We start from the raw sequence: 23,024 nt of genomic DNA on the forward strand, positions 1-23,024 counted from the left end.
CCGGACCGGCACCGTTTGAACGATCGTCCGGGACGTCCTAGAGCGCAGGCTTCGACGCGTAGGCCTTGCGCAGCTCCTCGGCGACCAGGTGCGAGGCCGGCACGCGGAGACGGACCGGAGTGACAGGTCCGACCGGGCCCGGCTCGGTCACCGGGGTCGCGGGCAGGTCGGCCACCGCGGTGGGCTCCGCCGGGCCTTCGATCGTGTCGGAGGTCGGCGCGGGGATCGAAGGGAGGCGGTCCTCGACCTCGATGGTGAGCCGGTCCGCTCCTGCGGAACCGCTGCCCGTGCGCGCGATCAGCGCCTGCCGCGCCGAGGCCGGGGAGATGCCGAACGCGGACATCACCGCACCACACGCGTCCGCGACCTGCTCGATGGTCGGCCGGTTCTCGGGCTCGTGCGCGAACATGGACGAGACGAGCGGGAGCAGTGTCTCCGGCACGCCGCTCAGGTCCGGATCCTGGTCAGGGTTGGCCACCTGCGCGACGATCGATTCCCATCGGGTGCCGTCGTACGGGTAGTGGCCGGCCACCGCGTAGAGCAGGACGGTGCCGAGGGCGTACACGTCGGCCGCCGCCGTGACGTGCGGGTGGCCTGCGGCCTGCTCGGGCGGCATGCACCGCACCGTGCCCACGATCATGCCGCTGTGGGAGAGGGACTCGTGCGTCGCATCGGTGAATGCGGCCAGCCCGAAGTCGATGATCACCGGACCGTAGTCACCCATGATGACGTTCTGCGGCTTCATGTCCCGGTGGAGGAGGTCGGCGGCGTGCACTGCGGCGAGACCTTCCGCGAGCAGCGCCCCGAGGCTCGCGACCTGCACCGCGGGCAGTGGACCGCGGGTGTCGATCTCCTCCAGCAGGGTGCGGCCAGGCACGTAGTCCATGGCCATCCAAGGGCGGTCCGCGTACGGGTCGGCGTCGAGGAAGCGCGTCACCCGCCCGGTGCCGACCACCTTCCGGGCGGCCCGTGCCTCCCGTTCGAAGCGTTCTCGGGTTACCGGGTCCAGCCTGTCGGAGCGGATCAGCTTCACTGCGACCGGATCCCCGGCGGGGGAGAAGGCGAGGAAGACCTCGCCCATTCCACCGGAACCCAGGGTGGATGCCACCGTGTACCGGCCGATCCGCTCGGGCACTCCCGGCATGACCACGCTCTCCTCCGTCAGTGCCGCGGTCTGTTCACCGCTGTGTATGCCGTCGGTCAGACTAGTGGGGACGACCTGGCTGCCGCCCATGGAGGGTGTGGTCGCAGGCGATCGAGGACAGTGGCGGGTTACTGGATCAGCCTGCTTGGGCCTCGCCCGTTCCTGGAATCGCAGCGACCTCTCCTCGGCAGGGCCGCGCGGCGGCCCCGGGCCGGGCCGGCCGACTCGTCGGATCGGGTGACGGTGGTGGGGCGTCCACCGGTGCGGTGGATCCGGGGGCGGTGACGGTGTGTATAGGTGACAGCCGGAGAACCGCGACGGAAGGACCGCCCCCATGGCTCAGGTACACGCCAGGCCCGCGCAGAGCGTCGACGAGGTCGTCGGGCGGATGCGGGCGATCGGGGCGAGGCTGGACCCCGGGGACGGGATCGCCTGCTTCAACCGGATGCACCTGCGGGTGGCGGCGCTGGTGGAGCGGCGGATCGCGGCCGGTGAGGTCGGGGATCCGGCGTTCGTCGAGCGGCTCGGGGTGCTGCTCGCCAACCAGTACTTCGACGTGGTGGACGCCGCCGAGGCGGGCCGGGCGGTGGGCGACGCCTGGCAGCCGCTGGTCGACGCGCGGGGCGACCGGAGGGTGTGGCCGGTGCAGTTCGCCTTCGCCGGGACCAACGCCCACCTCTGCCACGACCTGCCGCTCGCCGTCGTCGAGACCTGCATCGAGCGCCGCACCACGCCCGACACCCCGCCGGTGCACGAGGACTACGTCCTGGTCGGCGAGCTGCTGGTGCGGGCCGAGGCGGAGGAGCGGGCCGGGTTCGAGCAGCGGATCGCCGGGGCCGCCGCCGGGGCGGCCGAGCCGCTGCGCCACCTGGTGGGGGCGTTCTCGACCGCCCGGGCCAGGGAGGCCGCCTGGGCCGCCACCCTGTCGCTCTGGCAGCAGCGCAACATCCGGCCGCTGTTCGACGCCACCCTCGCCGCCGTCACGGCGGGCACCGCGCTGGCCGGGCGGATGCTGGTCACCCCGATCCCGGTGGCGGCGCCGGAGCCGGTGCCCGAGTCGGCTCCGGGTCCCGTCGGGGAGGAGTGAGGCGGGGCCGGTCGGCGGATCCCGGCGGGCGGGCGGCGCGGGCCCGGGGTGGAGTGGTGGGTGACCCGATCCGTCGAAGGACCTGGAAAGGCCGCCGATGTCCTCCTCGCCCGCCCGGTACAACGATCTGTCCGCCATGGTGGTCAACTGCACGCTCAAGCGCTCGCCCGAGCGCAGCCACACCCAGGGGCTGATCGACGTCAGCACCGGGATCCTGGAGCGCCAGGGCGTGCGGGTGGACGTGGTCCGGGCGGTCGACCACGACCTCGCCACCGGGGTCTGGCCGGACATGACCGAGCACGGCTGGGAGACCGACGACTGGCCGGTGCTGTACAGCCGGGTGATGGCCGCCGACATCCTGGTGCTGGCCGGGCCGGTCTGGCTCGGCGACAACTCCTCGGTGATGAAGCAGGTGATCGAGCGGTTGTACGCCTGCTCGTCGATCCTGAACGAGCACGGCCAGTACGCGTACTACGGCCGGGTCGGCGGCTGTCTGATCACCGGGAACGAGGACGGCGCGAAGCACTGCGCGATGAACGTGCTGTACAGCCTCCAGCACCTGGGGTACGTGATCCCGCCGCAGGCCGACGCGGGGTGGGTGGGCGAGGCCGGGCCGGGGCCGTCGTACCTGGACGAGGGTTCGGGCGGACCGGACAACGACTTCACCAACCGCAACGCCACCTTCATGACCTGGAACCTGCTGCACCTCGCGCGGATGATCAAGGACGCGGGCGGGATCCCGGCCCACGGCAACCAGCGTTCCGAGTGGGACGCGGGCTGCCGCTTCGACTTCGACAACCCCGAGCACCGCTGAGGCGGTCCGCCACCGCCGAGGCGGTCCTCCGGCCACGCACCACCGTTCGGCAGCGGCCCCGCCACCCGGCGGGGCCGCTCTGTCGTGGGCGCCGGCCCGAACCGATCATCGGATGCGCCGCTTCAAACGCAACACACGTGAACGTTCACCCTTTCGAGTGCACAGGATCATGCGAAGCGGCTCAGATCGTTCCGCCCCGCCTACGGTTGGGCAGCAAGCGAGACGGGGCCCCGCCGCATGTGGAGATCCCCTTCTTCGGGACGAGGCGACGGCCCGTCATGACGTGTCCCCCTTCACAGAGGAAGGTTCTCCCATGCCCGTGGCCACGAGCGGCGAGACACCGCAGACGTCGCACCACCCGCGCCCCGGCCGCAGGGCGGCGGTGCGGTCATGAGCGGGACGGCGCTGGAGCAGATCCTCCGCGGCCCGAGCGGAATCGGCACCTCGGGACTGAGTCTGACGTCACGTCAGGCACCCTCTCGGGTGGACGCGGTGGCCGACCCGGACGGTGCGGCGCGGGGCAAGCCGGCGAGCGGGGACCCGATCCCGGGGCTGTACTTCCACCCGGTGGGCGAGCCGGACGCGGAGCGGGTCGCGGAGGTGAGCCGGCGGATCAAACTGTGGGCCGAGGAGGAGGTGCAGCTCTACCCGCCCGACTACGCCGAGGAGTTCGACGGCTTCTCGGTCAGCCGCTACATGGTCGGCTGCCATCCCGACGCGCCCAGCGTCGACCACGTCATGATCGCCACCCGGCTGATGGTCGCCGAGAACGCCGTCGACGACTACTACTGCGAGGACCACGGCGGTTCGCCGGTCGGCCTCGGCAGCCGGTTGCTGCTCGCCCACACCGCGCTCGACCCCGTGCACACCACCGCCGAGTACCAGGGCGCCTGGGCGCAGTCCCTGGCGGCGGACGCGCCCCGGCGCGCCTACCGCTCGGCGATGGACCACTTCGACCGGAGCGCCACGGCCGCCCAGTCGGACCGGTTCCGGCACGACATGGCACGGCTGCACCTCGGCTACCTCGCCGAGGGCGCCTGGGCCCAGGAGGACCACGTGCCGGAGGTGTGGGAGTACCTGGCGATGCGTCAGTTCAACAACTTCCGCCCCTGCCCGACCATCACGGACACCGTCGGCGGCTACGAGCTGCCCGGCGACCTGCACGCCCGCCCCGCCATGCAGCGGGTCATCGCGCTCGCCTCGAACGCCACCACCATCGTGAACGACCTGTACTCGTACACCAAGGAGCTGTCGAGCCCGGGCACCCACCTGAACCTGCCGGTGGTGATCTCCGAGCGCGAAGGCGTCAGCGACCGCGACGGCTACCTCAAGGCCGTCGAGGTGCACAACGAACTCATGCACGCCTTCGAGGCGGAGGCGGCCGCACTCGCCGCCACCTGCCCCGTCCCGGTGGTGGTGCGCTTCCTGCGCGGCGTCGCCGCGTGGGTCGACGGCAACCACAACTGGCATCAGACCAACACCTTCCGTTACAGCCTGCCCGACTTCTGGTAACCAAGGAGCTGAACCGTGTCCGTCATCGACACCACCCCCGTGAACCGCACCGCCGTCCCCGGGCCGGCCACCCCGTACCAGGGCGACATCGCCCGCTACTGGGACCACGAGGCCCGGCCGGTGAACCTGCGCCTCGGCGATGTCGACGGCCTCTACCACCACCACTACGGAATCGGCGCGGTCGACCAGGCCGCGCTGGGCGCGCCGGACGACAGCGAGCGCGAGAAGAAGCTCGTCGCCGAGCTGCACCGGCTGGAGTCCGCGCAGACCGACGTGCTGCTGGACAACCTCGGTGACATCCGCCCCGAGCACACCCTGGTCGACGCGGGCTGCGGCCGCGGCGGCTCGATGGTGATGGCCCACCAGCGCTTCGGCTGCAAGGTCGAGGGCGTCACCCTGTCCGCCAAGCAGGCCGAGTTCGGCAACCGGCGGGCCAAGGAGCTCGGCATCGACGGCTCGGTGCGCGCCCAGGTCCGCAACATGCTGGACATGCCGTTCGACAGCGGCAGCGTCCGGGCGTCCTGGAACAACGAGTCCAGCATGTACGTCGACCTCGAGGACCTGCTCGGCGAGCACTCCCGGATCCTGTCCGTCGGCGGCCGCTACGTCACCATCACCGGCTGCTGGAACCCGACCTACGGCCAGCCCTCGAAGTGGGTCTCCCAGATCAACGCCCACTTCGAGTGCAACATCCACTCCCGCCGCGAGTACTTCAAGGCGATGGCCGACAACCGCCTGGTGCCGAACGCGGTCATCGACCTCACCGCGGCCACCCTCCCGTACTGGGAGCTGCGCGCCACCGTGCCGTCGCTGGTGACCGGCATCGAGGAGGCGTTCATCAACTCCTACAAGGACGGCTCCTTCCAGTACCTGCTGATCGCCGCCGACCGGGTCTGATCCCGCGTCGCCGCACGGCGAGGACCCGGCCCGGCCGCACGGCGGCGGGCCGGGTCCCGTGCGTCCGCGGGCGTCCGCGGGTGCCCGGGGGCGTCCGGGAGCAGGGCTGGTCGACGGGACGTCGGAGGCGCGTGATATGCAGTGCATCCGAGTGGCCACTGCGAGGCCATACGAACGAAACCGCTGACCGTCCCGGTCGACGAGGTCTCAGGGGGCCGCACCATGTCCTTTTTCCGACGCCGATCCGCCGATGACGCCCCGGCGGGTCCGGCCGGCCGTCGGAGCCGCGGCCTCGGGCGGAAGGCACCGCGCGGCCTCACCCCGGTGCTCGACCTCTCGCACGGCGACGAGGAACTGCGCCGGCTGCGCGCCCTCGCCGAGGCCGGCGACTGGAACGCGCTCGGCTCCGTTCTCACCGAGATCGAGGACGCCGCCGAGCTGACCTGGCTGCTCCACCGGCTCTCCTCCGTCGAGGGCACCGAACGGTGGCTGGCCGGCACCGTCGCCGAGCACCCCGAGGACACCCTGCTGCTGCTGTTCTCCGGTGCCCGCCGGATCGCCTGGGCCTGGGAGGCCCGCACCGGACAGCGCGCCCAGCAGGTCACCGAGGAGCAGTGGCGGCTCTTCCGCGAGCGGCTCGGCACCGCCGAGGAACAGCTGCTGGAGGTGGCCGAGCGTGAACCGTCCTGGCTCGCCCCGTGGTTCTTCCTGCAGATCGGCGCCCGCGGCGCCTCGCTCGGCCCGAGCGTCGCCACCGCACGCTTCGACGCCGCGCTGCGCCGCGACCCCGAGCACCTCGCCTCCCACCAGCAGCGGCTGCAGCAGCTCTGCGCCAAGTGGGGCGGCTCGCACGAGGAGATGCACTCCTTCGCCCGCCGGACGATGCTCGACGCCCCCGAGGGCAGCCCGCTCGGCGAGATCGTCGCCCTCGCGCACCTGGAGCACTGGCTCGACCTGCCCGGCGGCGAGGACCACGCCTACCTGACCGGCCCGGCCGTCCGCTCCGAGCTGCGCGAGGCGGCGCTGCGCTCCGTGCTGCACCCCGCCTACCGCCGCCGGCGCGACTGGCGGGCCACCCACAACGCCTTCGCGATGGTCCTCTCGCTCGCCGACGAGCGCGAGCTCGCCCACGCGGTGTTCGCCACCCTCGACGACGTCGTCACCGACTGGCCCTGGTACTACCTGGGCGGCGACGAGGCCGAGAACTTCCGCACCCACCGCGACCGCTGCGCACCCTAGGGGTCCCCGGCGCCCCGGCCCCGCGACCCCGGTCGCGACCGGGAGCCGTCGTGCCGCCCCGGTCCCACGGGCGGCACGACCGCACTGCCGACGGCGGCGCCCCGCCACCCCTCCCACTGCCCGAACCGCCCTTGCGATCGAAAGAGCCACCGGTGTCCCCATCCGAGAACCCGACGAGCGCGCACACCTTCCAGGTCGACCTGCGCGGCCTGGTCGACCTGCTCTCCCACCACCTCTACTCCAGCCCCCGCGTCTACCTGCGCGAACTCCTGCAGAACGCGGTCGACGCCATCTCCGCGCGGCAGGCCCTCGACCCGTCGGCGCCCGCCGCGATCACCGTCCGCACCGACCACGGGCTGACCGTCACGGACACCGGCATCGGCCTGACCGAGCAGGACGTCCACACCTTCCTCGCCACCATCGGCCGCAGCTCCAAGCGCGACGCCGACGGCCGCCTCGACGGTGACGGACTCGCCCGCGCCCGGGGCGACTTCATCGGCCAGTTCGGCATCGGCCTGCTGGCCTGCTTCGTCGTCGCCGACGAGATCACCGTCGTCACCCGCTCCGCCGCCACCCCCGACGCCCCCGTCATCGAGTGGCGCGGCGGCTCGGACGGCCGCTACACCATCCGGACCCTGCCGGCCGAGGCCAAGCCCGAGCCGGGCACCACCGTCCACCTCGCCCCGCGCGCCGACGCCGCCGAGTGGACCCGCACCGACCGGGTGATCTCCCTCGCCCGCGACTTCGGCAGCCTGCTGCGCCACGAGGTCACCGTGGTCGACGGCCGGGGCGGGACCACCCGGGTCAACCACACCCCGCCGTGGGCCGAGCGGCACGGCTCCCCGCTGGCCCGCCGCGAGGCGCTGGCCGCGTACTGCCGCTCGACCTTCGACTTCACCCCGCTCGACACCATCGAGCTGGACCTGCCGCTGGTCGGCCTGCGCGGTGTCGCCTACGTGCTGCCCGACGCCGTCCCGCCGTCCCGCCGGGCCGGCCACCGGGTCCACCTCAAGGGCATGCTGCTCTCCGACCACGCCGACGAACTCCTGCCCGACTGGGCGTTCTTCGTCCGCTGCGTGGTCGACACCGACGGCCTGCGGCCCACCGCCTCCCGCGAGGGCCTGTACGCCGACGAGATGCTCGGCGCCGTCCGCGACGCGCTCGGCACCCGGATCCGCGACTGGCTCACCGGCCTGTCCGCCAGCGATCCGGCGCTGCTGCACCGGTTCATCTCGGTGCACCACCTGGCTGTCAAGGAACTCGCGCGCTACGACGACGAGTTGCTGCGGATGCTGCTGCCCTGGCTGCCGTTCGAGACCACCGACGGCAATGTCACCCTGGACGAGTTCGCCCGCACCCACCCGGTCGTCCTGGTCACCCGCACCGTCGAGGAGTTCCGCCAGGTCGCCCCGATCGCCGGCGCCGCGGGGCTCGGCGTCGTCAACGGCGGCTACACCTACGACCGCGACCTCGTCCACCGGCTGCCCGAGATCCGGCCCGGCACCTCCGTCGCCGACCTCGATCCCAGCACGGTCACCGCGCACCTGGACACCGTCGACCCGGCCGCCGAACTCGCCGCCTCGGCCTTCCTCGCCGTGGCCCGCGAGGTGGTCGGCCGGTTCGACTGCGACGTCGCCCTGCGCAGCTTCCACCCGACCAGCGCGCCCGCCCTGCTGCTCGACAACCGGGAGGCCAGGCACGAGCGCGGCCGTGCCCAACTCGCCGAGGAGGCCGACGGGTTGTGGGCCGACATCCTCGGCTCCCTGCGCGCCGAGGTGCCCCGGGCGCAGCTGGTCCTCAACCACCTGAACCCGCTGGTGCGCCGGGCCGCCTCGATCGTGGACCGCGAACTCGCCGTCACCGCCGTCGAGACGCTCTACGGGCAGGCCGTGCTGCTCACCCGCCGGCCGCTCACCTCCAGCGAGAGCGCCCTGCTCAACCGGTCGTTCATCAGCCTGCTGGACCACGCGATGCTCGGCCACGAGGCCGCCGGCCGGTCCGGCGGCTCCGGCGGGGGCGCGCAGGGCCGGCCGGACCCGCAGGGCCCGCAGGACCCGCAGAAGGAGGCGTGATGCTGGACACCATCGACGCGGTGATGGCCGCGCTGCGCGAGAACGACGCCCGCCCCTACGGCCGGCAGCGGACCGTCACCGCCGAGGAACTCGTCGACGCCGCCGACCAGTTCGACGACACCGGGGTGCGCGCCATGGCCCTCCTCGAACTCATGGAGGCCTACGAGTACGACGGCGAGCGGAGCAAGGCCCCGGTCGTCTTCGCCCGTGTCCTCAGGCTCTGGGACGCCGATCGGGACAGCTTCGGCGAGTGGGCGGCGCAGCAGGTGTTCTGGCGCTTCAAGTGGGTCGCCACCTCGCTGCTCGGCACCCCCGACGTGCCGCTCGCCTCGGTCCGCCGCTGGCACGGGGAGATGCGCGACCGCTACCGCGCCGCCGGCCACGGCCTCCAGCCCTACTACGCCCAGCGCTTCCACCTCGCCGCCCACCTCGGCGAGGACGTCCAGGACGCCTACGAGCTGTGGGCCGCCCGGCCGCGCACCGAGCTGAGCGACTGCCACGCCTGCGAGGTCCGCGCCGCGGCCTCCCACCTGGTGCGCCAGGGCGACGACGCGGCCGCGCTGGAAGCCTGGCGGCCGGTGCTCAGCGGCGAGAGCACCTGCGCCGAGGAGCCCTACGTCAGCCACGCCCAGGCGCTGCTTCCGCTGCTGCGCCAGGGCCGGCTGGACGAGGCCCGCTCCAGCCACCTGGTCGGCTACCGCTTCGCGCGGGGGAAGAGCGGGCTGGCCCGCTCGGTCGGCCAGCACATCGAGTTCTGCGCGCTGTCCGGCAACGAGCCGCGCGGGCTGGAGATCCTCGCCGAGAACCGCGACCTGTTCGGCGTCACCGGCGATCCGAGCGGGCGGCTGGACTTCCTCACCGGCGTCGAGGTGCTGATCGCCGGCCTGGCCCGGGCCGGCCACGGCGCGCTGACCGTCAGCGGCCCGCCCGGCGCGAGCTGGACCGTCGACACCCTGCTCGCCCATCTGCGCACCGAGGCCGACGCCCTGGCCGCGCGCTTCGACGCCCGCAACGGCACCGGGGCGGTGGGCTCCCGCCGCCGCGACCGGCTCGCCCGCCGGCCGCTGCTCGCCGAGCCGCTGGCGCTCGGCGTGCGGGCCTCGGCCGCGCCGGAACTGGCCGCCGCCCCGGTCGTGCCGGCGGTGCCGGTCCGGGAGGTGGAGCCGGAGCCGGAGGACTTCGCCGCGCTGCTGCTCCGCGCCCGCGAGCTGCAACTGCTCGGGCACCCCGACGCGGACCGGCTCTGGCGGCGGATCGGCGAGCGGTTCACCGCCGAGGGCGAGGCCGTGGTCGCGGGTGCGGCCGACGCGGACCGGGTGGGTACGGTCGGGCAGCTGCGCGCCGATCTCGCCGAGCGGCGGGCGCACGCGGCGCTCGACCGGGAGGACTGGGAGGAGGGCGCGGCCGAACTGGGGCGTGCCGGTGACCTCTTCGAGCGGGAGGGGCTGGCCGGGCGGGCCCTGGAGGTCCGGACCCGGGCCCTGGTCGCCGTCCTCGTCGGGGACGGGTCCGGGGGTGGTTCGGACGCCGGGGACGGCGGGGACCGCGCCGGGGACGGCGACCCGGCGGGGACCGCGCGGGCCGTCGACTGGGCGGCCCTGGACGCCGCACTGGTTCGGGCCGACGAGCTGGCCGCCGCGCCCGGCGGCCCCCTCCTCACCGACGACGACTACCTGGTCGTCCTCCAGTGCCGCGCCTACGCCGCGCACCACGAACTCGTCCTGGCACTGCCCGAGCCGCCCGAGGAGCCGCCCGCCGAGCAGGCCGGGCGCTTCGCCCGCACCGTCACCGCCTACCGCGAGGCCGCCGCCGCCCGGGGTTCCGTGCGGCGGCTGACAGTGGCCCGCCAGTACGCCGCCGACGTCGCCGCCCGGCAGGGCCGGATCGCCGAGGCGGCCGAGGAACTGCGCACCCTCATAGCCGAGTTGGAGCAGGCCGGGCAGCCCTGGCACACGCCCCGCGCGTACGGCCTGCTGGGGCAGGCGCTGCTGCAGAACGGCGAGCAGGCGGAGGCGGTGAAGGTGCTCCACCGGGCCCTGGCCGCGGCCACCCGCTGGGCCGACGAGTCCTATCCGTTCGCCGCCACCTACCTGATGGTCGGGCACGCCAGCGCCCACCTGGGGGACACCGGTGCCGCGATCCGGGCGCTCTCCGAGGCCGCAGGACGCTTCGACCGCAAGGGCCCGGCCGCCGCCGGGGACGCGGCCAGGACCAGGCTCCAGCTCGCCGACCTGCTGGGCAACGCCGACCGGCCCGCCGACGCGGTGGCCGTCCTGGAGTCGGTGCTGGCCGAGGCGGACGCCGCCGGACCGGCCGACCGGCTGTTCGCCCAGGCCAGGCTGGACCTCGCGCGCGGCCTGTACACACTGGACGAGTACCGGGACTCCGCCGAGGAGTACCTGCGGCTGGCCACCGTCCTGGAGGGCTGGACCGAGGACCTGCACCTGCGCACCATGGTCGCCGCGGAGGCGGCCGTCGCGCTCGCCCTCGCCGACCGCTGGGAGGCCGCGCACGCCGCGAGGTCCCGGGCGCTGGCCGCGCAGGAGCAGTGGCCGCAGACCGGTCCGGTCTCCGCGATGCTGCGGCAGTTCGCCCGGCTCGTCGTCCAGCAGGAGGGGGCGGACGGTCTGGAGCAGGCACTGGCCCGGTTGGCGGAGGCGGACGCCGTGCGCGAGCGGGCCGAGCGGGCGGAGCCCGAGGCCGACGCCTGGTACCTGCGGGCCTCCGTCCACTACGAGCGGGCCCGCGCCTACGCGGTGGCGGACCGCTACGAGGAGGCGCTGACCGAGGCGGACCTCGCGATCACCGCCTACGAGGCGGGCGGCGAGCGGGCCGAGACCCCGCGGGCCGAGGCCGTCCGGCTGGCCGCGCTGATCGAGGGCACCGACCTCGGACGGCGGACGGCGGCCCGGAAGCGGCTCGCCGCAGCCGTCGAGCGCTGCCGCGGGTACGGGCTGGAGGAGGCCGCGGAGATCCTGGCGGATCTGCGCGAGCGGCTCGCGGACTGACCGGCTCGCGGACCGGCTGGCTGACGGCGGAAGGGCCGGCGGCCGGAGGGACTGACGGGCGGCGGGTCTGACGGGCGGGTGGGGCGGGCCGGTGCGGCCCGTCCCACCCGCCTATCAGGTGCCGATGGGGCCTGCTCGTCTCACGGAGTTGACGGACGGGCCGCCGGGGGGCTCGACGGAGGTACCGCCTCGACCCCTGACGGGCCGCCTTCCGGGTGGAGCGCCCGCTTCACGAAGACGGCTTGGTGAAGTCGGCCGTGAACTCCAGGCAGAAGGCGTCCTCCTCCGTCCCGGTGTAGCCATCGACTCGGATCTTGAACTTGGCGGGCGGAATCTCCCTCGGCAGACTGCGGGAGAGTTCCAGGGCGAAGGGGCCGGTCTTGGTGGGCATCGAGGCGCCCCACTCCGCGAGGAACTCCGACAGCGACTGCCGCTTCTGCAGGATCTTGATCAGCCCGAGCTTCACGGTGATGTCGACATAGGTATCGGTGTCGGGAACCTCACGGAGCTGCCCGCCGACCTTGATCGCCACGTCCAGCCCCGGCCTCGGCGGGTCCGGGGTCACCATGATGCTGTCGATCAGGAAGACATCGGTCGGGAGTCCCCGGTCTTCGTAGCTCCAGCCGGCCATGTGCACATCCTTGGAATGGGGCCACCGCGTACCGGTGGCAGGTGTACCGCCCACCATGCCGACCGATTCGGCGAGGCACCGGCGCAATGCCGACTGCTTCACTCGATCAGGCGTTCTCCGCCGCTCGGCGTTTGAGGCCGGCGCGCCCGGGGCGCACCGCCGCCAGCAGGCCCGTCACCGCCGGGGACCACGGCCGCCCGGCGGGGCCGGTGAGGGTCAGGGTGCGGTGCGCGGCCGGCCGGATCGGCACCAGGACGCAGTCCGGCGGCAGCATCGGCTGCGCCAGCGCCGGCATCACCGAGACGCCCACCCCCGCGTGCACCATGCCGATCAGCGTGTTGAGGTCACGGATCCGGTGCCGGGGCGCGAAGCGGACACCGGCCCGGCGGTAGGCGTCCCGGATGTGCCGTTCGCAACCGCCCTCCGAGAGCAGGAAGTCGTCGTCCTCCAGGTCCGCCACGTCGACGCTCGCCTCGCCCGCGAGCGGGTGGTCGCGGCGGAGCAGCGCGTGCATCGAGTCGGCGCCGAGCGGGACCGCCCCCGGCGGCACCCGGTCGGCGTCCACCAGGACCGCCGCGTCCACGGTGCCGGCCTCCAGCCAGACGGCCAGCTCGTCGTCCTCGCCCTCGAAGACCCGGACCGCCAGCCGGGGGTGCTCGGCCCGCCAGTCGCACAGCAGGTCCGGTAGCAGCCCCTGGCAGACGGTGGTCGGCGCGGCCAGCCGGACGGTGCCGGTCAGCCCGCCGCTGTGGTGCTCGGCGATCGACCGGACCGCCGAGGCGGAGGCGACCGCCGTCCGGGCGTGCGGCAGGATCCGCTCGCCCAGCGGGGTCGGCCGGGCGGGTGCGCCCCGGTGCAGCACGGGCGCGCCCAGCACGCGTTCCAGCGCGGCCACGGCGTGCGAGACCGCCGACTGGCTCACGCCGAGCTCGGCCGCCGCCGACCCGAAGCCGCCCGCGTCCGCCACCGCGACCAGCGCCCTGAGCTGGGCGAGGTTCACCTCCTGGACCATGAGACTTCCTCATCCGTGCGGCACCATCACTTGTTGGACTCATGATCCGCCGAACCGCGACCCTCTGTCCATCGAGTACGAGTGGACGGCCCGGGTCGGACCGCGGTCGGGGAGAGGCGGGTGGTCGGAGTGCGAGTGCGCTGGTGGCCGGGGTTCGTGGCACTGTCGGCGATCTGGGGCGCGAGCTTCGCCCTGATCAAGGTGGCGGTGGAGGCGGGGGTGCCCCCGGTCTGGGTGGCGGCCTGGCGCTGCCTGCTCGGCGCGGGCGCGCTGTGGGTGATCCTCGCCGTCCGCCGCGAGGCCGTCCCGCGCGACCCCGCCGTCTGGGGCCACAGCGCCGTCGCCGCGGTCCTGCTGAACTCGGTGCCGTTCGTCCTCTTCTCCTACGGGGAGACCCGGGTCAGCTCGGTGCTGGCCGGGGTGCTGAACGCGGCCACCCCGCTGTTCACCCTGCTCTTCGCACTCGCCGTGCTGCCCGGGGAGCCCCGGCCCGGCCCGCGCCGGCTCGCCGGACTCGCCCTCGGCTTCGTCGGAGTGCTCACCGTGCTGGGCGTGTGGCACGGCTTCGGCGGCACCTCCGCCGGGGGACCGGCCGGGGAGGCGGGGGCGCCCGGGGCCGGCGCGGGCGTGGTGGCCGGCGGACTGGCCTGCCTGGCCGCGACCTGCTGCTACGGCGCCGGCTTCGCCTATCTGCGCCGCCACCTCGCGACCCGTCCGCACTCGGCGACCGCCCTGTCCACCGTCCAGATCACCTGCGGCGGCGCCCAACTCGCCGTGGCCGCCCCGCTGGCCGCCGGCGGCCCGCACTGGCCCGGGGTCGGGGCCGCGTCCGCCCTGCTGGTGCTCGGCGCGCTCGGCACCGGCGTCGCCTACGTCCTCAACCTCGGCCTGGTCCGCACCGCGGGGACGGCCGTGGCCGCCGCCGTCACCTACGCGACCCCGCTCTGGTCGACGGCGCTCGGTGCGCTGCTCCTCGCCGAACCGGTCGGCTGGAACACCCTGGCCGGCGGCCTCGCGGTGATCGCCGCCGTCGCGCTCACCCGGCCGCCGACCGCCGGGGGCGGGCGACGGGCGGCCGTCCGTCGGGGCCGAAAGGCGCGTCAGCCGGTCGGTTAGGGTGGGGTGATGGGCACGGGGCGGGCGACGGCCGAGGACACCGGGGCGGGCGCGACCGGAGCGGTCGGCGCCTCTTCCTCGTTCCTCTCCTCCGCCGAGGCCGTCCAGGCCGCTCAGGCCGCCTCCGCCTCCGCCTCCTCCGCCTCTTCCGCCGACCGGTCGTCCGAGGTGGCCGTACTGGCGGCCCTGCGCGCCCGTCCGCTGCGCTTCCCGTTCACCCGCGACTCCCTGCGCTGCTGGGCCTACCTGGCCGCCGGCGCCGTCCTGGGGCTGGTGACGGCGGTGCTGCTGCTGGCCCTGACCGCGCTCGGCCTCGGGCTCTCGGTGGTCGGTGTCGGCCTTCCGCTGCTCCTCGCCGTCGCCCTCTCCGGACTGCCGGTCGGTGCCCTGGAGCGCCGCCGGCTCCGGCTCGTCGAACCGGCGCCGGTGCCCGACCCGCACCGGGCGCTCCCCGGCGCCGGGCGCCCGGCCCGGCTGCGCACCCGGCTGCGCGAGCGCGCGACCTGGCGCGAACTCGCCCACACCCTGCTCGTCGCCCCGCCGCTCACCGCCGCCGGCCTCGGTCTGACCGCCCTGCTGCTGTTCTCCGCGACGCTCGTCGTCAGCCCGGTGGTGGTCCAGGTGCTCGCCCCCGAGACCGTGATGCTGCTCCCCGGCCACGCCGTGCCCGGACCGCTGCACGCCCTCCCGTTCACCGCCGTCGGCCTGGCCGGGCTCTACCTCGGCGGCCACGCCGGGGCGCTGCTCACCACCGCGCACGTCCGGCTGGCCCGGCTGCTGCTCGGGCCCCGGGAGGAGGATCCCGGCGGGCAGGTCCTCGAACTGACCCGGTCCCGGGCCCGGTTGGCCGACGCCTTCGAGGCCGAGCGCCGCCGCATCGAACGTGACCTGCACGACGGCGCCCAGCAGCAGCTGGTCGCCCTCACCATGACGCTCGGCCTGGCCGCGCACGAGCTGCGCGAGCGCGCGGCGGCGGGCGTCCGTGCCGATGCCCATGCCGATGCCGGTGATGCTGATGCCGACGAGACCGCCGAGGCCGGGGACGTCCCGCCCGGGGCGCTCGCACTGGTCGACCGGGCCCGGGGCGAGGCCCGGCAGGCGCTGGAGCAACTGCGCGGCCTGGTCCGGGGCATCCACCCGCAGGTGCTCACCGACCACGGACTGGCCGCCGCCGTCGCCGAGGTGGCGCTGCGCCACCCGGTCCCCGTCGAGGTGGACCTCGACCTGCCGGGCCGGCTGCCGGGCCCCGTGGAGACCACCGCCTACTTCACCGTCACCGAGGCCCTCACCAACGCCGCCAAGCACAGCGGTGCCACCGCCGTCACCGTCCACGGGCGGGTCGCGGCCGGCCGGCTGGTGCTCCGGGTGACCGACGACGGCTGCGGCGGGGCCGACCCGGCCGCCGGGGCCGGGCTCCAGGGACTGGCCGACCGGGTGGCGATCCTGAGAGGACGACTGATGGTGACGAGTCCGACCGGCGGGCCGACCACGCTCCGGCTGGAGGTGCCGTGCTCCGGATAGTCATCGCCGAGGACGCCGTGCTGCTCCGGGCCGGCCTGGTCGAACTGCTCACCCGCGGCGGCCACCGGGTGACCGCCGCCGTCGGCGACGCGGACGCCCTCGCCGCCGCCGTGGACGCCGACCGGCCGGACATCGTCGTCACCGACGTCCGGATGCCGCCCGGCTTCCGGGACGAGGGACTGCGCGCGGCGCTCGACCTCCGCTCCCGCCACGCCGACCTGCCCGTCCTGGTCCTCTCCCAGTACGTGGCCACCCCCTACGCGACCCGGCTGCTCGGGGCGGCGGGCGCGCAGCGGGCCGGACTCGGCTACCTGCTCAAGGACCGGGTCGGCGAGGTGTCGGAGTTCCTGGACGCGCTGCGCCGGGTGGCGGCGGGCGAGACCGTGATCGACCCGGACGTGGTGCGGGTGCTGCTCCGGCAGCAGTCCGCGGACCGCCCCATCGCCCGGCTCACCCCGCGCGAGCGCGAGGTGCTGGGGCTGATGGCGGAGGGCCTCAACAACCAGACCGTCGGCGCCCGGCTGAACATCACCGAGGCTTCCGTGGTCAAGCACTGCGGCAACATCTTCATGAAGCTCGACCTCGACCCGGTCGAGGGCAACCGCCGCGTCCTCGCCGTCCTGGCCCACCTCGCCGACCTCCACGGCGGGTAGCGCGGCCCCGTCCACTCGCCGGCGCGGTCACCGGCCGGTGCTCAGCTCGGCGGCAGCGGCGGCGGGTTGTCGAGGAGGAGGTCGTGGCCGACGTCGGTGAGGGTGTGGCGGACCTGCCTGCCCTCGCGGCGGGTGGCGATCAGGCCGGCCGTGCGCAGGGCGGCGGCATGGGCGGAGGCGGAGGGCGGGGTGACGCCGAGCCGCTGGGCGAGTTCGGTGGTGGAGCAGGCGCTGCCGGCGACGGCGCGCAGGACGCGGGCCCGGGCGGGGCCGAGTACGGCGGCCAGGCCGTCGGCGGCCGGTGTTCGGGCCGCGGGCTCGGCGGCCGGGGCGGCGATCGGGTGCAGCAGCAGGCTCTGGCGGTCCGGCTCGGCCAGCAGGCTGATACTCCGCTGGACGAAGTAGTTGGGTCGCAGTTCCAGGCCCCGGCCGCCGAGTTCGAAGGAACCCTCCAACTCGCCGAGGGTGCACTCCAGCACCCCTTCGTCCCGCCAGACGGCCTTCGGGTGGAGCGAGCCGAGCATTTCGCCGATCCCGGAGCGGGCGGCGGTGCGGGCCCGGACGGCGATGTCGGCCTCCAGGGCGCGGCGGATGTCGGGCCAGTCCGGGGCGAGGCAGGCCTGGAACAGCGCCCAGGCGCCGTCGCTGACCTCGCGCAGGCCCCGGCTGCCGTCGTCGCGCAACCGGGCGAGGGCGGCCGGGAGTCCCAGGCGGTCGCCGAAGATCGCAACCCCCTCCTCCACGGTCTGCTGCGGGACGGAGAGGAGCGCGTCGAGCTCGTCGGTCAGCTGCCGGCGGACGGCGTCGAGGTCCGCCACCATGAAGTCGGGGATGCCGATCGGGCTCGCGTTGACCACTTCGAGGAAGCGCACGGCCCGGTGGGGCACGTGGCGGCGGGCGTCCCGCCACCAGCGTTCGCTGCGCGATCCGTTGCCCTGGTGCACGCCCAACCGGGCCGAACCGGCCAGCAGATGGTCGAGCGGGGATATGACGAACCTGGTCCTCGCGAGGTCCGCGACCCCGAACCTCAGTGCGATCACGAACCTTCCTCCGGCTTCCCGCAGCCGTCCTGACCTGCCGCGTTGTTGACTATTAGGCCCAGAGGCTAATGCATGGCCGTCCGGCCGCTCCCGTTGGCATGCTCTCTCACGTCGGCGCGGCAGAGGCCCGTTCGGGCCCCCACCACGAGGGGAGTGGGGGCCCGAGCACGATCCTCGACCGGGCGTTCGTGGGACCGAACGCCCGGTGCCGCCCGGCGAGTCGTGTCCGACCTGACAAGGCGTTACTGCATTTCGGTCGGTCCCGGGTCGGCCGGTCGCGTGTCGGTCGGTCGCGTGTCGGCCGGTCGCGCGGCGAGGGGGCCGAGCGCGTGGAGCGGGGCGGGTCGGCCTTGCGGTGGTGGGGTGAGGAGGGTGGCCAGGCGGTCGGCGGTGGTGTTCCAGGACCAGTGGCTGCGGACCCACCGGCGTCCGGCGGCGCCCATCCGGTCGCGTTCGGCGGCGGGGGCGCGGAGGATGCCGATGATCGCCGCCGCGACGGCGGCCGGGTCCCGGCCGTCCACCACGGCGCCGTTGACGCCGTCGAGGACGGCGTCCGGCGCGCCGCCCGAGCGGCCGACGACCACCGGTAGTCCGGCGGCGGCCGCCTCCAGGAAGACGATGCCCAGGCCCTCGGCCTCCAGCCCGCCCCGGCGGGTGCGGCACGGCATCGCGAACACATCGGCCGAGGCGTAGTCGGCGGGCGTCTGCGCGTGTTCGTGGCCGCCGGCGAAGACGACCGCGCCGGGCGCGGTGTGCCGCCGGGCGAGTTCGCGCAGCCGGCGTTCGGCGGGGCCCCGGCCGACCAGGACCAGGACCGCCCCCGGCACGCTCCGCCGGATCAGTGGGAGCGCCCGGACGAGGGTGTCCTGCCCCTTGCGCGGGACGAGCCGCGCCACGCAGAGGATCACGGGCGCGCGCGGGTCGGCGGCCTCCTCGCGCGTCCCGGGGCGGAACAGCTCGGTGTCGACGCCCGGGACCAGCCGCTCCAGCCGGGCCGCCGGGCCGAGCGCCGGGGCGATCCGCTCGCGGGTGTGGGCGCCGAGGTAGGTGACGACGTCGACGCTGTCGCCGATCCGCCGCAGCAGGCGCCGGGCGACGGGGGTCCGGGCCCACCAGATCTCGTGCCCGTGGGTGGTGGCGACGGTCCGCCGTATGCCGGGCGCCTGCCGCCGCAGCTCCGGGGTCATCGCGGCGAGCGGGGCGGCGGCGCCGAACCAGACCCGGTCACACCCGTACGCCCGGGCGAGCTCGGCGGCCCGCCGGGTCACCCGGGGAGTGGGCAGCAGCATCCGGGACCGGTCGCGGACCACCGGGAACGGCAGCGCGGCGTCGTGCCGGTCGCCACCCGGTTCGGCGGAGGTGTAGACGACGACCTCCCCGGCGGGCAGCCGGGTGGCCATGGCGTGGACGAAGGTCTCGATGCCGCCCTGACGGGGCGGGAAGTCATTGGTGACGATGAGGGTGCCGGTCATGGGGCGGGAACCACCTGGGGTGCGTGCGGACGGGGTGTGTGCGGACGGGAGAGGAACGGGAGCCGGGAGAGCCGGGAGCGGCGGGGAAGGTGAGGGAGGAGAGGGAAGCCGGGGAGTCGGGACAGCCGGGGGAGGAGCACCAGGAGGGCGGGCAGCGCGAGGTAGCCGAACCGGCCCGCGGGGGCGAGCAGGAACGCCAGGGCGAGGCCGAGGGCGAGCCGGTCGGCGGCGGCGCGGGTGTCCCGCGGCGGGCGGCGCACCAGGGACCGGGCGACGGCGGCCCCGGCGAGGAGCAGCAGCGCGAGCGCCGCGTACCAGCCGGCCGGGCCGAGGTCGGCGAGCAGCCGCCCGGGCAGCGGGCTGCTCGCCGGGGTGGGCAGGTCGCCGCGCCCGGTGGGGAAGGCGAACACCTGCCGCAGCAGCGGCCCCGGGGAACGCAGCGCGCAGGGCAGCACCAGGGCGGCCGTGCCGGCGGCGGCGGTGACGGCGGCCCGCAGCGCGGCGCGCCGTCCGGAGGTGGCCGCGAGCAGGGCGACGACCACCGCGACCGCCGGCCAGGCCGTCCACTTGAGCGCGCAGGCCAGGGCGAGCACCCACCCGGCGGTGACCGGCCGGGCCCGGCCGGCCAGGGCCAGGGCGAGCACGCAGAGGCCGGTCAGCGGCAGGTCGACCCCGCTGACGCACAGCGGCAGCGCGACCACCGGCGAGGCGACCAGCGCCGCCGTCGGGAGCGCGGCGGGGAGTGCGCCCGTGCGCGCCGCGGTGACCGTCGCCCTGCGCGCCGCCGTGGGGCCGGGCCGCCCGGCGCGGCGCCGGGTCGGCAGGACGGCGGCGGCCAGGCAGCCGAGGAACGCGGCTGCGCACCAGAGCCGGGCGTCCCCGGCCACCCTGGCCGGCCAGCCGTCCGCACCGAACAGGGCGCGGGGCAGTCCGAACAGTGCCATCCCGGGGAGGTAGGGCGTGTACTCCGCGACCGTGCGCGGCTCGGCCAGGTACGGCGTCCCGTGCCGGAGCAGCAACTCGCCCGACCGCTCGATGACGGCGACCTCGCTCTGCCCCTGCCCGCCCACCACCAGGACGAGCAGCGGCACGAGAACCGCGCCGAGGAGCGCGACCGCCACCGAGCCCGCGCGCGCCCACCGTCGGGGCAGCACCAGCACGGCGACCGCCGCCGCCAGGTACCCCGCCGCCGCGCACAGCCCCCAACTCCGGTGCGGACCCAGCCCCGAGACGAGCGGGAACGCCCCCGCCCACCCGGCGGCGAGCACCCACCCGCCGCTCCAAAGCGCCCGCCGCCCGCCGGGAGGACGGGGGACGCGGTGGACCCGACGGTCGCCGGCAGCGGTGCGAGGACCGGGGCGGGAACCGGTGCCGGTGTCGGGGTGACGGAGGGAGTGACGGGCGGGGCGAGCGGCAAGGCGAACGGCGGGGCCGGGAACGGGCGGACGCGGGGTACGGACGCGGTGAATCAGCACCACTTCATTGCAGCGGCGCAGGTCAGCGAGGTCATGGCGGTCAGGTCGAGTCCTTTGGTCGGGTTTCCCCTACCACCGGGCGGGCGCGCCGGGCGGCCCCCGGGCTCCGGGGCCGGTGCGGGCGGTGCGGACGACGGGCATGGCGCTGAACTCCTCCTCGACAGCGGACTTTCCGAACAAGAGCATTCGTATCCGACCTGACGTTCGGTGTCCACCGAATTACACACAGTGCCGATCGCTCGCTATCGTGGGCGGTGTGGTGAAGTCCTGGGACATGGCGGTCGAGCGGGTGCAGGAACGATTGGCCGCGGCCCCCTCCCTGCGGGCGGTGGCCGACGAGGAGGGGCGCGAGTTCGCGCTCTGGGACCTCGCGGCCTGCGCCGAGGGGGAGTTGGGCGAGCTGGTCGATCCGGCGGCGATCGGTCCGGCCGAGGAGGCCCGGCTGCGCGCCCGGCTCGGCGAGTCCGGCCGCGAATGGCCGGGCGGCGAGCTCTACCGGCGCCGCTACTGGCTGCTGGGCGGCGGCGGTCCGGGCGGTCCGGGCGGTCCGGGCGGTCCCTCCGGCACGCGGGACGACGCCCGGCAGGACGGTGGCGCCCGGCCCGGCCGTGGCGCCGGGCCGGTCGGGACCGTCGCGGTCGACAACTGGACCAGGGGTGCGGGCCAGTTGGCCGTCTCCTCGCTCCATCTGCGCCCCGACGCGCGCGGCCGGGGCCTGGCCGCCGCGGCCCTCGACCGGGTCTACCGCGCCGCCACCGCCGAGGGCCTGCCCGGCTACCGGCTGGAGGCGGACTGGGCCTGGCCCCAGGCGGTCCGCTACTACCTGCGCCGGGGCCTCTGGGTGCGGTCCTGGAAGCACGCCATCGGTCTCACCCGGATGCCCCAACTCCCGCCCTACCAGGTCCGGGAGGAGCACGGCCGACTGGTGCTGCTGGTCGCCGACCGACCGTCGGGCGCCCCCGCCGGGGAGGTCTGGACGCCGCTGCTCGCCGCCGGCCGCGAGGGCCGCTGGCTGCGGTTGGACGAGACCGCCGCGTACCGGCAGGCGGACGGCTGGGTGCACGACTACGCCCGCTCGACGCTCGCGCTGCACCTGGCGCTCGCCGGCCGTCCGCTGGTCCGCGGCCCGCAGTGGTGGGCGGAGTCCTGGCGCTGGTCCGACGGCGGGGAGCCGGAGGGGCTGGCCCACCGGATCGAGCAGTTGGAGCGGCGGCACAGCGCCGCCGACCGGACGGCCGCCCCGCCCGCCACGGCCCTGCCGGGAGTTGAGCTGCCGGGGGTCGAGCTGCCCGCCGCCGCCCCGGCCGCCCGCCCCGGCGCGGTAGCACCGTAGGCCCGCCGCCCGCCGCCAAGCCCCCGCCCCGGAGCCCCGGCCCTGGGAGACTCGACGCCATGGCAGAGATCGAGATCGACGGCGGCCCCGCCGACCCCGCCCGGCTGGCGGCCCTGGGCCTGCTCAACTACGGCCACTTCACCACCCTGCGCGCCGAGTCCGGCCGCGCCCGCGGCCTCGCGCTCCACCTGGACCGCCTGGTCCGCGACTGCCGTACGGTCTTCGGTGCCGAGCTGGACCGCGCGGAGGTCCGGGCCCGGATCCGCCGGGTGCTCCCGGCGGACGGCGCGCCGGTGATCGTCCGGGTGACCGTGTTCGACCCGGCGCTCGGACTGGAGCGCCCGGCCGCCCCAGCCGTGCCCCACCTGCTGGTCACCACCCGCCCCGCGCCCGCCGCCGCGCCCGGCCCGCTGCGGGTCCGCACCACCGCGTACCGGCGCGAGCTGCCGGAGGTGAAGCACGTGGGCCTGTTCGGCCTGCTCCATCAGCGCCGGACCGCGCAACTCGACGGCTACGACGACGCCCTGCTGCTGGACGGCGCCGGACACCTCGCCGAGGGCGCCACCTGGAACCTCGCCCTGCACGACGGCCGCGCGCTGGTCTGGCCGGACACCGACGCCGCACTGCCCGGTGTCACCGCCGCGCTGCTCGCGCGCGCCCACCCGGGGCCGCAGCGGCGCGAGGCGCTCGCCCCGGTCGGCCTGGACCGCTTCGTCGCCGCCGTCGCCGTCAACGCGGGCGTCGGTGTCCGCCCGATCGCGGCGATCGACGGCACCTCCTTCGACCCCGCCCACCCCGTCGTCGCGGAGTTGCGCGCCGCCTACGAGAGCGTGCCGGGCGAGGAGATCTGACCTGCCGTCGGGACGTCCCGGGCTCGCCGCCGCACGAAGGCCGGCGCCGAACGGCCCCCGGCCGCGCCGGTGGCCCGGGCGCGGCTCCACCCCGGGGCGGCGACCCGGCCACCCGGGCGGACACCCGGCGGACGCCCCGAGCGGGTA

At 75.3% G+C, this 23,024-nt stretch carries 17 protein-coding genes and 1 pseudogene; 12 read left to right on the top strand and 6 right to left on the bottom strand.

What is annotated here, in order from left to right; genetic code table 11:
* Positions 1-37 precede the first annotated feature (37 nt).
* Positions 38-1,234, bottom strand: a complete 1,197-nt coding sequence (locus SM793_RS13370; protein ID WP_320438369.1) for a serine/threonine-protein kinase — start codon at positions 1,232-1,234, stop codon at positions 38-40.
* Positions 1,235-1,478: 244 nt separating this feature from the next.
* Between SM793_RS13370 and SM793_RS13375 the strand changes: the two genes are divergently transcribed.
* The 7 genes and pseudogenes from SM793_RS13375 (at position 1,479) to SM793_RS13405 (ending at position 11,773) form a co-directional block, all read left to right on the top strand.
* A complete protein-coding gene (locus SM793_RS13375; RefSeq protein WP_320438370.1) occupies positions 1,479-2,231 on the top strand; it encodes a DUF5995 family protein in 753 nt (250 codons plus the stop codon).
* 97 nt (positions 2,232-2,328) lie between these two features.
* Positions 2,329-3,045 carry a flavodoxin family protein gene (locus tag SM793_RS13380; protein WP_320438371.1) on the top strand — a complete coding sequence of 239 codons (717 nt, stop codon included), beginning with the start codon at positions 2,329-2,331 and terminating at the stop codon, positions 3,043-3,045.
* A gap of 354 nt (positions 3,046-3,399) precedes the next feature.
* Positions 3,400-4,557: pseudogene (locus SM793_RS13385) on the top strand (family 2 encapsulin nanocompartment cargo protein terpene cyclase); the annotation flags it as partial.
* 15 nt (positions 4,558-4,572) lie between these two features.
* A complete protein-coding gene (locus SM793_RS13390; RefSeq protein WP_320438372.1) occupies positions 4,573-5,454 on the top strand; it encodes a geranyl diphosphate 2-C-methyltransferase in 882 nt (293 codons plus the stop codon).
* Between the two features lie 222 nt (positions 5,455-5,676).
* Positions 5,677-6,693 (top strand): hypothetical protein, encoded by a 1,017-nt coding sequence (locus SM793_RS13395; protein WP_320438373.1) that lies wholly within the window; start codon positions 5,677-5,679, stop codon positions 6,691-6,693.
* A gap of 152 nt (positions 6,694-6,845) precedes the next feature.
* Entirely contained in the window at positions 6,846-8,765 is a 1,920-nt protein-coding gene (locus SM793_RS13400; RefSeq protein ID WP_320438374.1) for an HSP90 family protein, read from the top strand.
* Positions 8,765-11,773 carry a hypothetical protein gene (locus SM793_RS13405; protein ID WP_320438375.1) on the top strand — a complete coding sequence of 1,003 codons (3,009 nt, stop codon included), beginning with the start codon at positions 8,765-8,767 and terminating at the stop codon, positions 11,771-11,773. The genes SM793_RS13400 and SM793_RS13405 overlap by 1 nt, the downstream gene beginning before the upstream one ends.
* Before the next feature lie 229 nt (positions 11,774-12,002).
* Here SM793_RS13405 and SM793_RS13410 read toward each other — a convergent pair whose 3' ends face one another.
* Entirely contained in the window at positions 12,003-12,404 is a 402-nt protein-coding gene (locus SM793_RS13410; RefSeq protein ID WP_320438376.1) for an ML domain-containing protein, read from the bottom strand.
* A 106-nt stretch (positions 12,405-12,510) separates the two neighbouring features.
* On the bottom strand, positions 12,511-13,416 hold the full coding sequence (locus SM793_RS13415) for a LysR family transcriptional regulator (RefSeq protein WP_320438377.1): 906 nt from the start codon (positions 13,414-13,416) through the stop codon (positions 12,511-12,513).
* A 120-nt stretch (positions 13,417-13,536) separates the two neighbouring features.
* On the opposite strand from SM793_RS13415, the gene SM793_RS13420 reads away from it, so the two are divergent.
* From SM793_RS13420 to SM793_RS13430, 3 genes are read left to right on the top strand one after another with little or no spacing between them, the layout of a single operon-like run.
* Entirely contained in the window at positions 13,537-14,532 is a 996-nt protein-coding gene (locus SM793_RS13420; RefSeq protein ID WP_320438378.1) for a DMT family transporter, read from the top strand.
* Between the two features lie 9 nt (positions 14,533-14,541).
* Complete coding sequence (locus SM793_RS13425; RefSeq protein WP_320438379.1) at positions 14,542-16,053, top strand: sensor histidine kinase; 1,512 nt, start codon at positions 14,542-14,544, stop codon at positions 16,051-16,053.
* Positions 16,041-16,706 carry a response regulator transcription factor gene (locus SM793_RS13430; RefSeq protein WP_320438380.1) on the top strand — a complete coding sequence of 222 codons (666 nt, stop codon included), beginning with the start codon at positions 16,041-16,043 and terminating at the stop codon, positions 16,704-16,706. The genes SM793_RS13425 and SM793_RS13430 overlap by 13 nt, the downstream gene beginning before the upstream one ends.
* A gap of 41 nt (positions 16,707-16,747) precedes the next feature.
* Here SM793_RS13430 and SM793_RS13435 read toward each other — a convergent pair whose 3' ends face one another.
* From SM793_RS13435 to SM793_RS13445, 3 genes are all read right to left on the bottom strand, one after another.
* Complete coding sequence (locus tag SM793_RS13435) at positions 16,748-17,746, bottom strand: winged helix-turn-helix domain-containing protein (protein ID WP_320438381.1); 999 nt, start codon at positions 17,744-17,746, stop codon at positions 16,748-16,750.
* Positions 17,747-17,988: 242 nt separating this feature from the next.
* On the bottom strand, positions 17,989-19,218 hold the full coding sequence (locus SM793_RS13440; RefSeq protein WP_320438382.1) for a glycosyltransferase family 4 protein: 1,230 nt from the start codon (positions 19,216-19,218) through the stop codon (positions 17,989-17,991).
* On the bottom strand, positions 19,215-20,486 hold the full coding sequence (locus SM793_RS13445) for a glycosyltransferase 87 family protein (RefSeq protein ID WP_320438383.1): 1,272 nt from the start codon (positions 20,484-20,486) through the stop codon (positions 19,215-19,217). The genes SM793_RS13440 and SM793_RS13445 overlap by 4 nt, the downstream gene beginning before the upstream one ends.
* Before the next feature lie 463 nt (positions 20,487-20,949).
* On the opposite strand from SM793_RS13445, the gene SM793_RS13450 reads away from it, so the two are divergent.
* Together SM793_RS13450 and SM793_RS13455 are read left to right on the top strand one after the other, a co-directional pair.
* The gene (locus SM793_RS13450) at positions 20,950-22,026 is read left to right on the top strand and encodes a GNAT family N-acetyltransferase (RefSeq protein ID WP_320438384.1); all 1,077 of its coding nucleotides are present in this window, start codon (positions 20,950-20,952) and stop codon (positions 22,024-22,026) included.
* 59 nt (positions 22,027-22,085) lie between these two features.
* A complete protein-coding gene (locus tag SM793_RS13455; protein WP_320438385.1) occupies positions 22,086-22,877 on the top strand; it encodes an aminotransferase class IV in 792 nt (263 codons plus the stop codon).
* The last annotated feature ends 147 nt before the right edge of the window (positions 22,878-23,024 follow it).

Source organism: Kitasatospora purpeofusca, from assembly GCF_034043715.1.
GTDB classification, from domain to species: domain Bacteria; phylum Actinomycetota; class Actinomycetes; order Streptomycetales; family Streptomycetaceae; genus Kitasatospora; species Kitasatospora purpeofusca_A.

What these genes read in the sequence shown, in the direction of transcription:
- SM793_RS13370 (WP_320438369.1), bottom strand. Translation starts at nt 1,234, where the DNA reads ATGGGCGGCAGCCAGGTCGTCCCCACTAGTCTGACCGACGGCATACAC.
- SM793_RS13375 (WP_320438370.1), top strand. Translation starts at nt 1,479, where the DNA reads ATGGCTCAGGTACACGCCAGGCCCGCGCAGAGCGTCGACGAGGTCGTC.
- SM793_RS13440 (WP_320438382.1), bottom strand. Translation starts at nt 19,218, where the DNA reads ATGACCGGCACCCTCATCGTCACCAATGACTTCCCGCCCCGTCAGGGC.
- SM793_RS13380 (WP_320438371.1), top strand. Translation starts at nt 2,329, where the DNA reads ATGTCCTCCTCGCCCGCCCGGTACAACGATCTGTCCGCCATGGTGGTC.
- SM793_RS13410 (WP_320438376.1), bottom strand. Translation starts at nt 12,404, where the DNA reads ATGGCCGGCTGGAGCTACGAAGACCGGGGACTCCCGACCGATGTCTTC.
- SM793_RS13425 (WP_320438379.1), top strand. Translation starts at nt 14,542, where the DNA reads ATGGGCACGGGGCGGGCGACGGCCGAGGACACCGGGGCGGGCGCGACC.
- SM793_RS13405 (WP_320438375.1), top strand. Translation starts at nt 8,765, where the DNA reads ATGCTGGACACCATCGACGCGGTGATGGCCGCGCTGCGCGAGAACGAC.
- SM793_RS13415 (WP_320438377.1), bottom strand. Translation starts at nt 13,416, where the DNA reads ATGGTCCAGGAGGTGAACCTCGCCCAGCTCAGGGCGCTGGTCGCGGTG.
- SM793_RS13395 (WP_320438373.1), top strand. Translation starts at nt 5,677, where the DNA reads ATGTCCTTTTTCCGACGCCGATCCGCCGATGACGCCCCGGCGGGTCCG.
- SM793_RS13455 (WP_320438385.1), top strand. Translation starts at nt 22,086, where the DNA reads ATGGCAGAGATCGAGATCGACGGCGGCCCCGCCGACCCCGCCCGGCTG.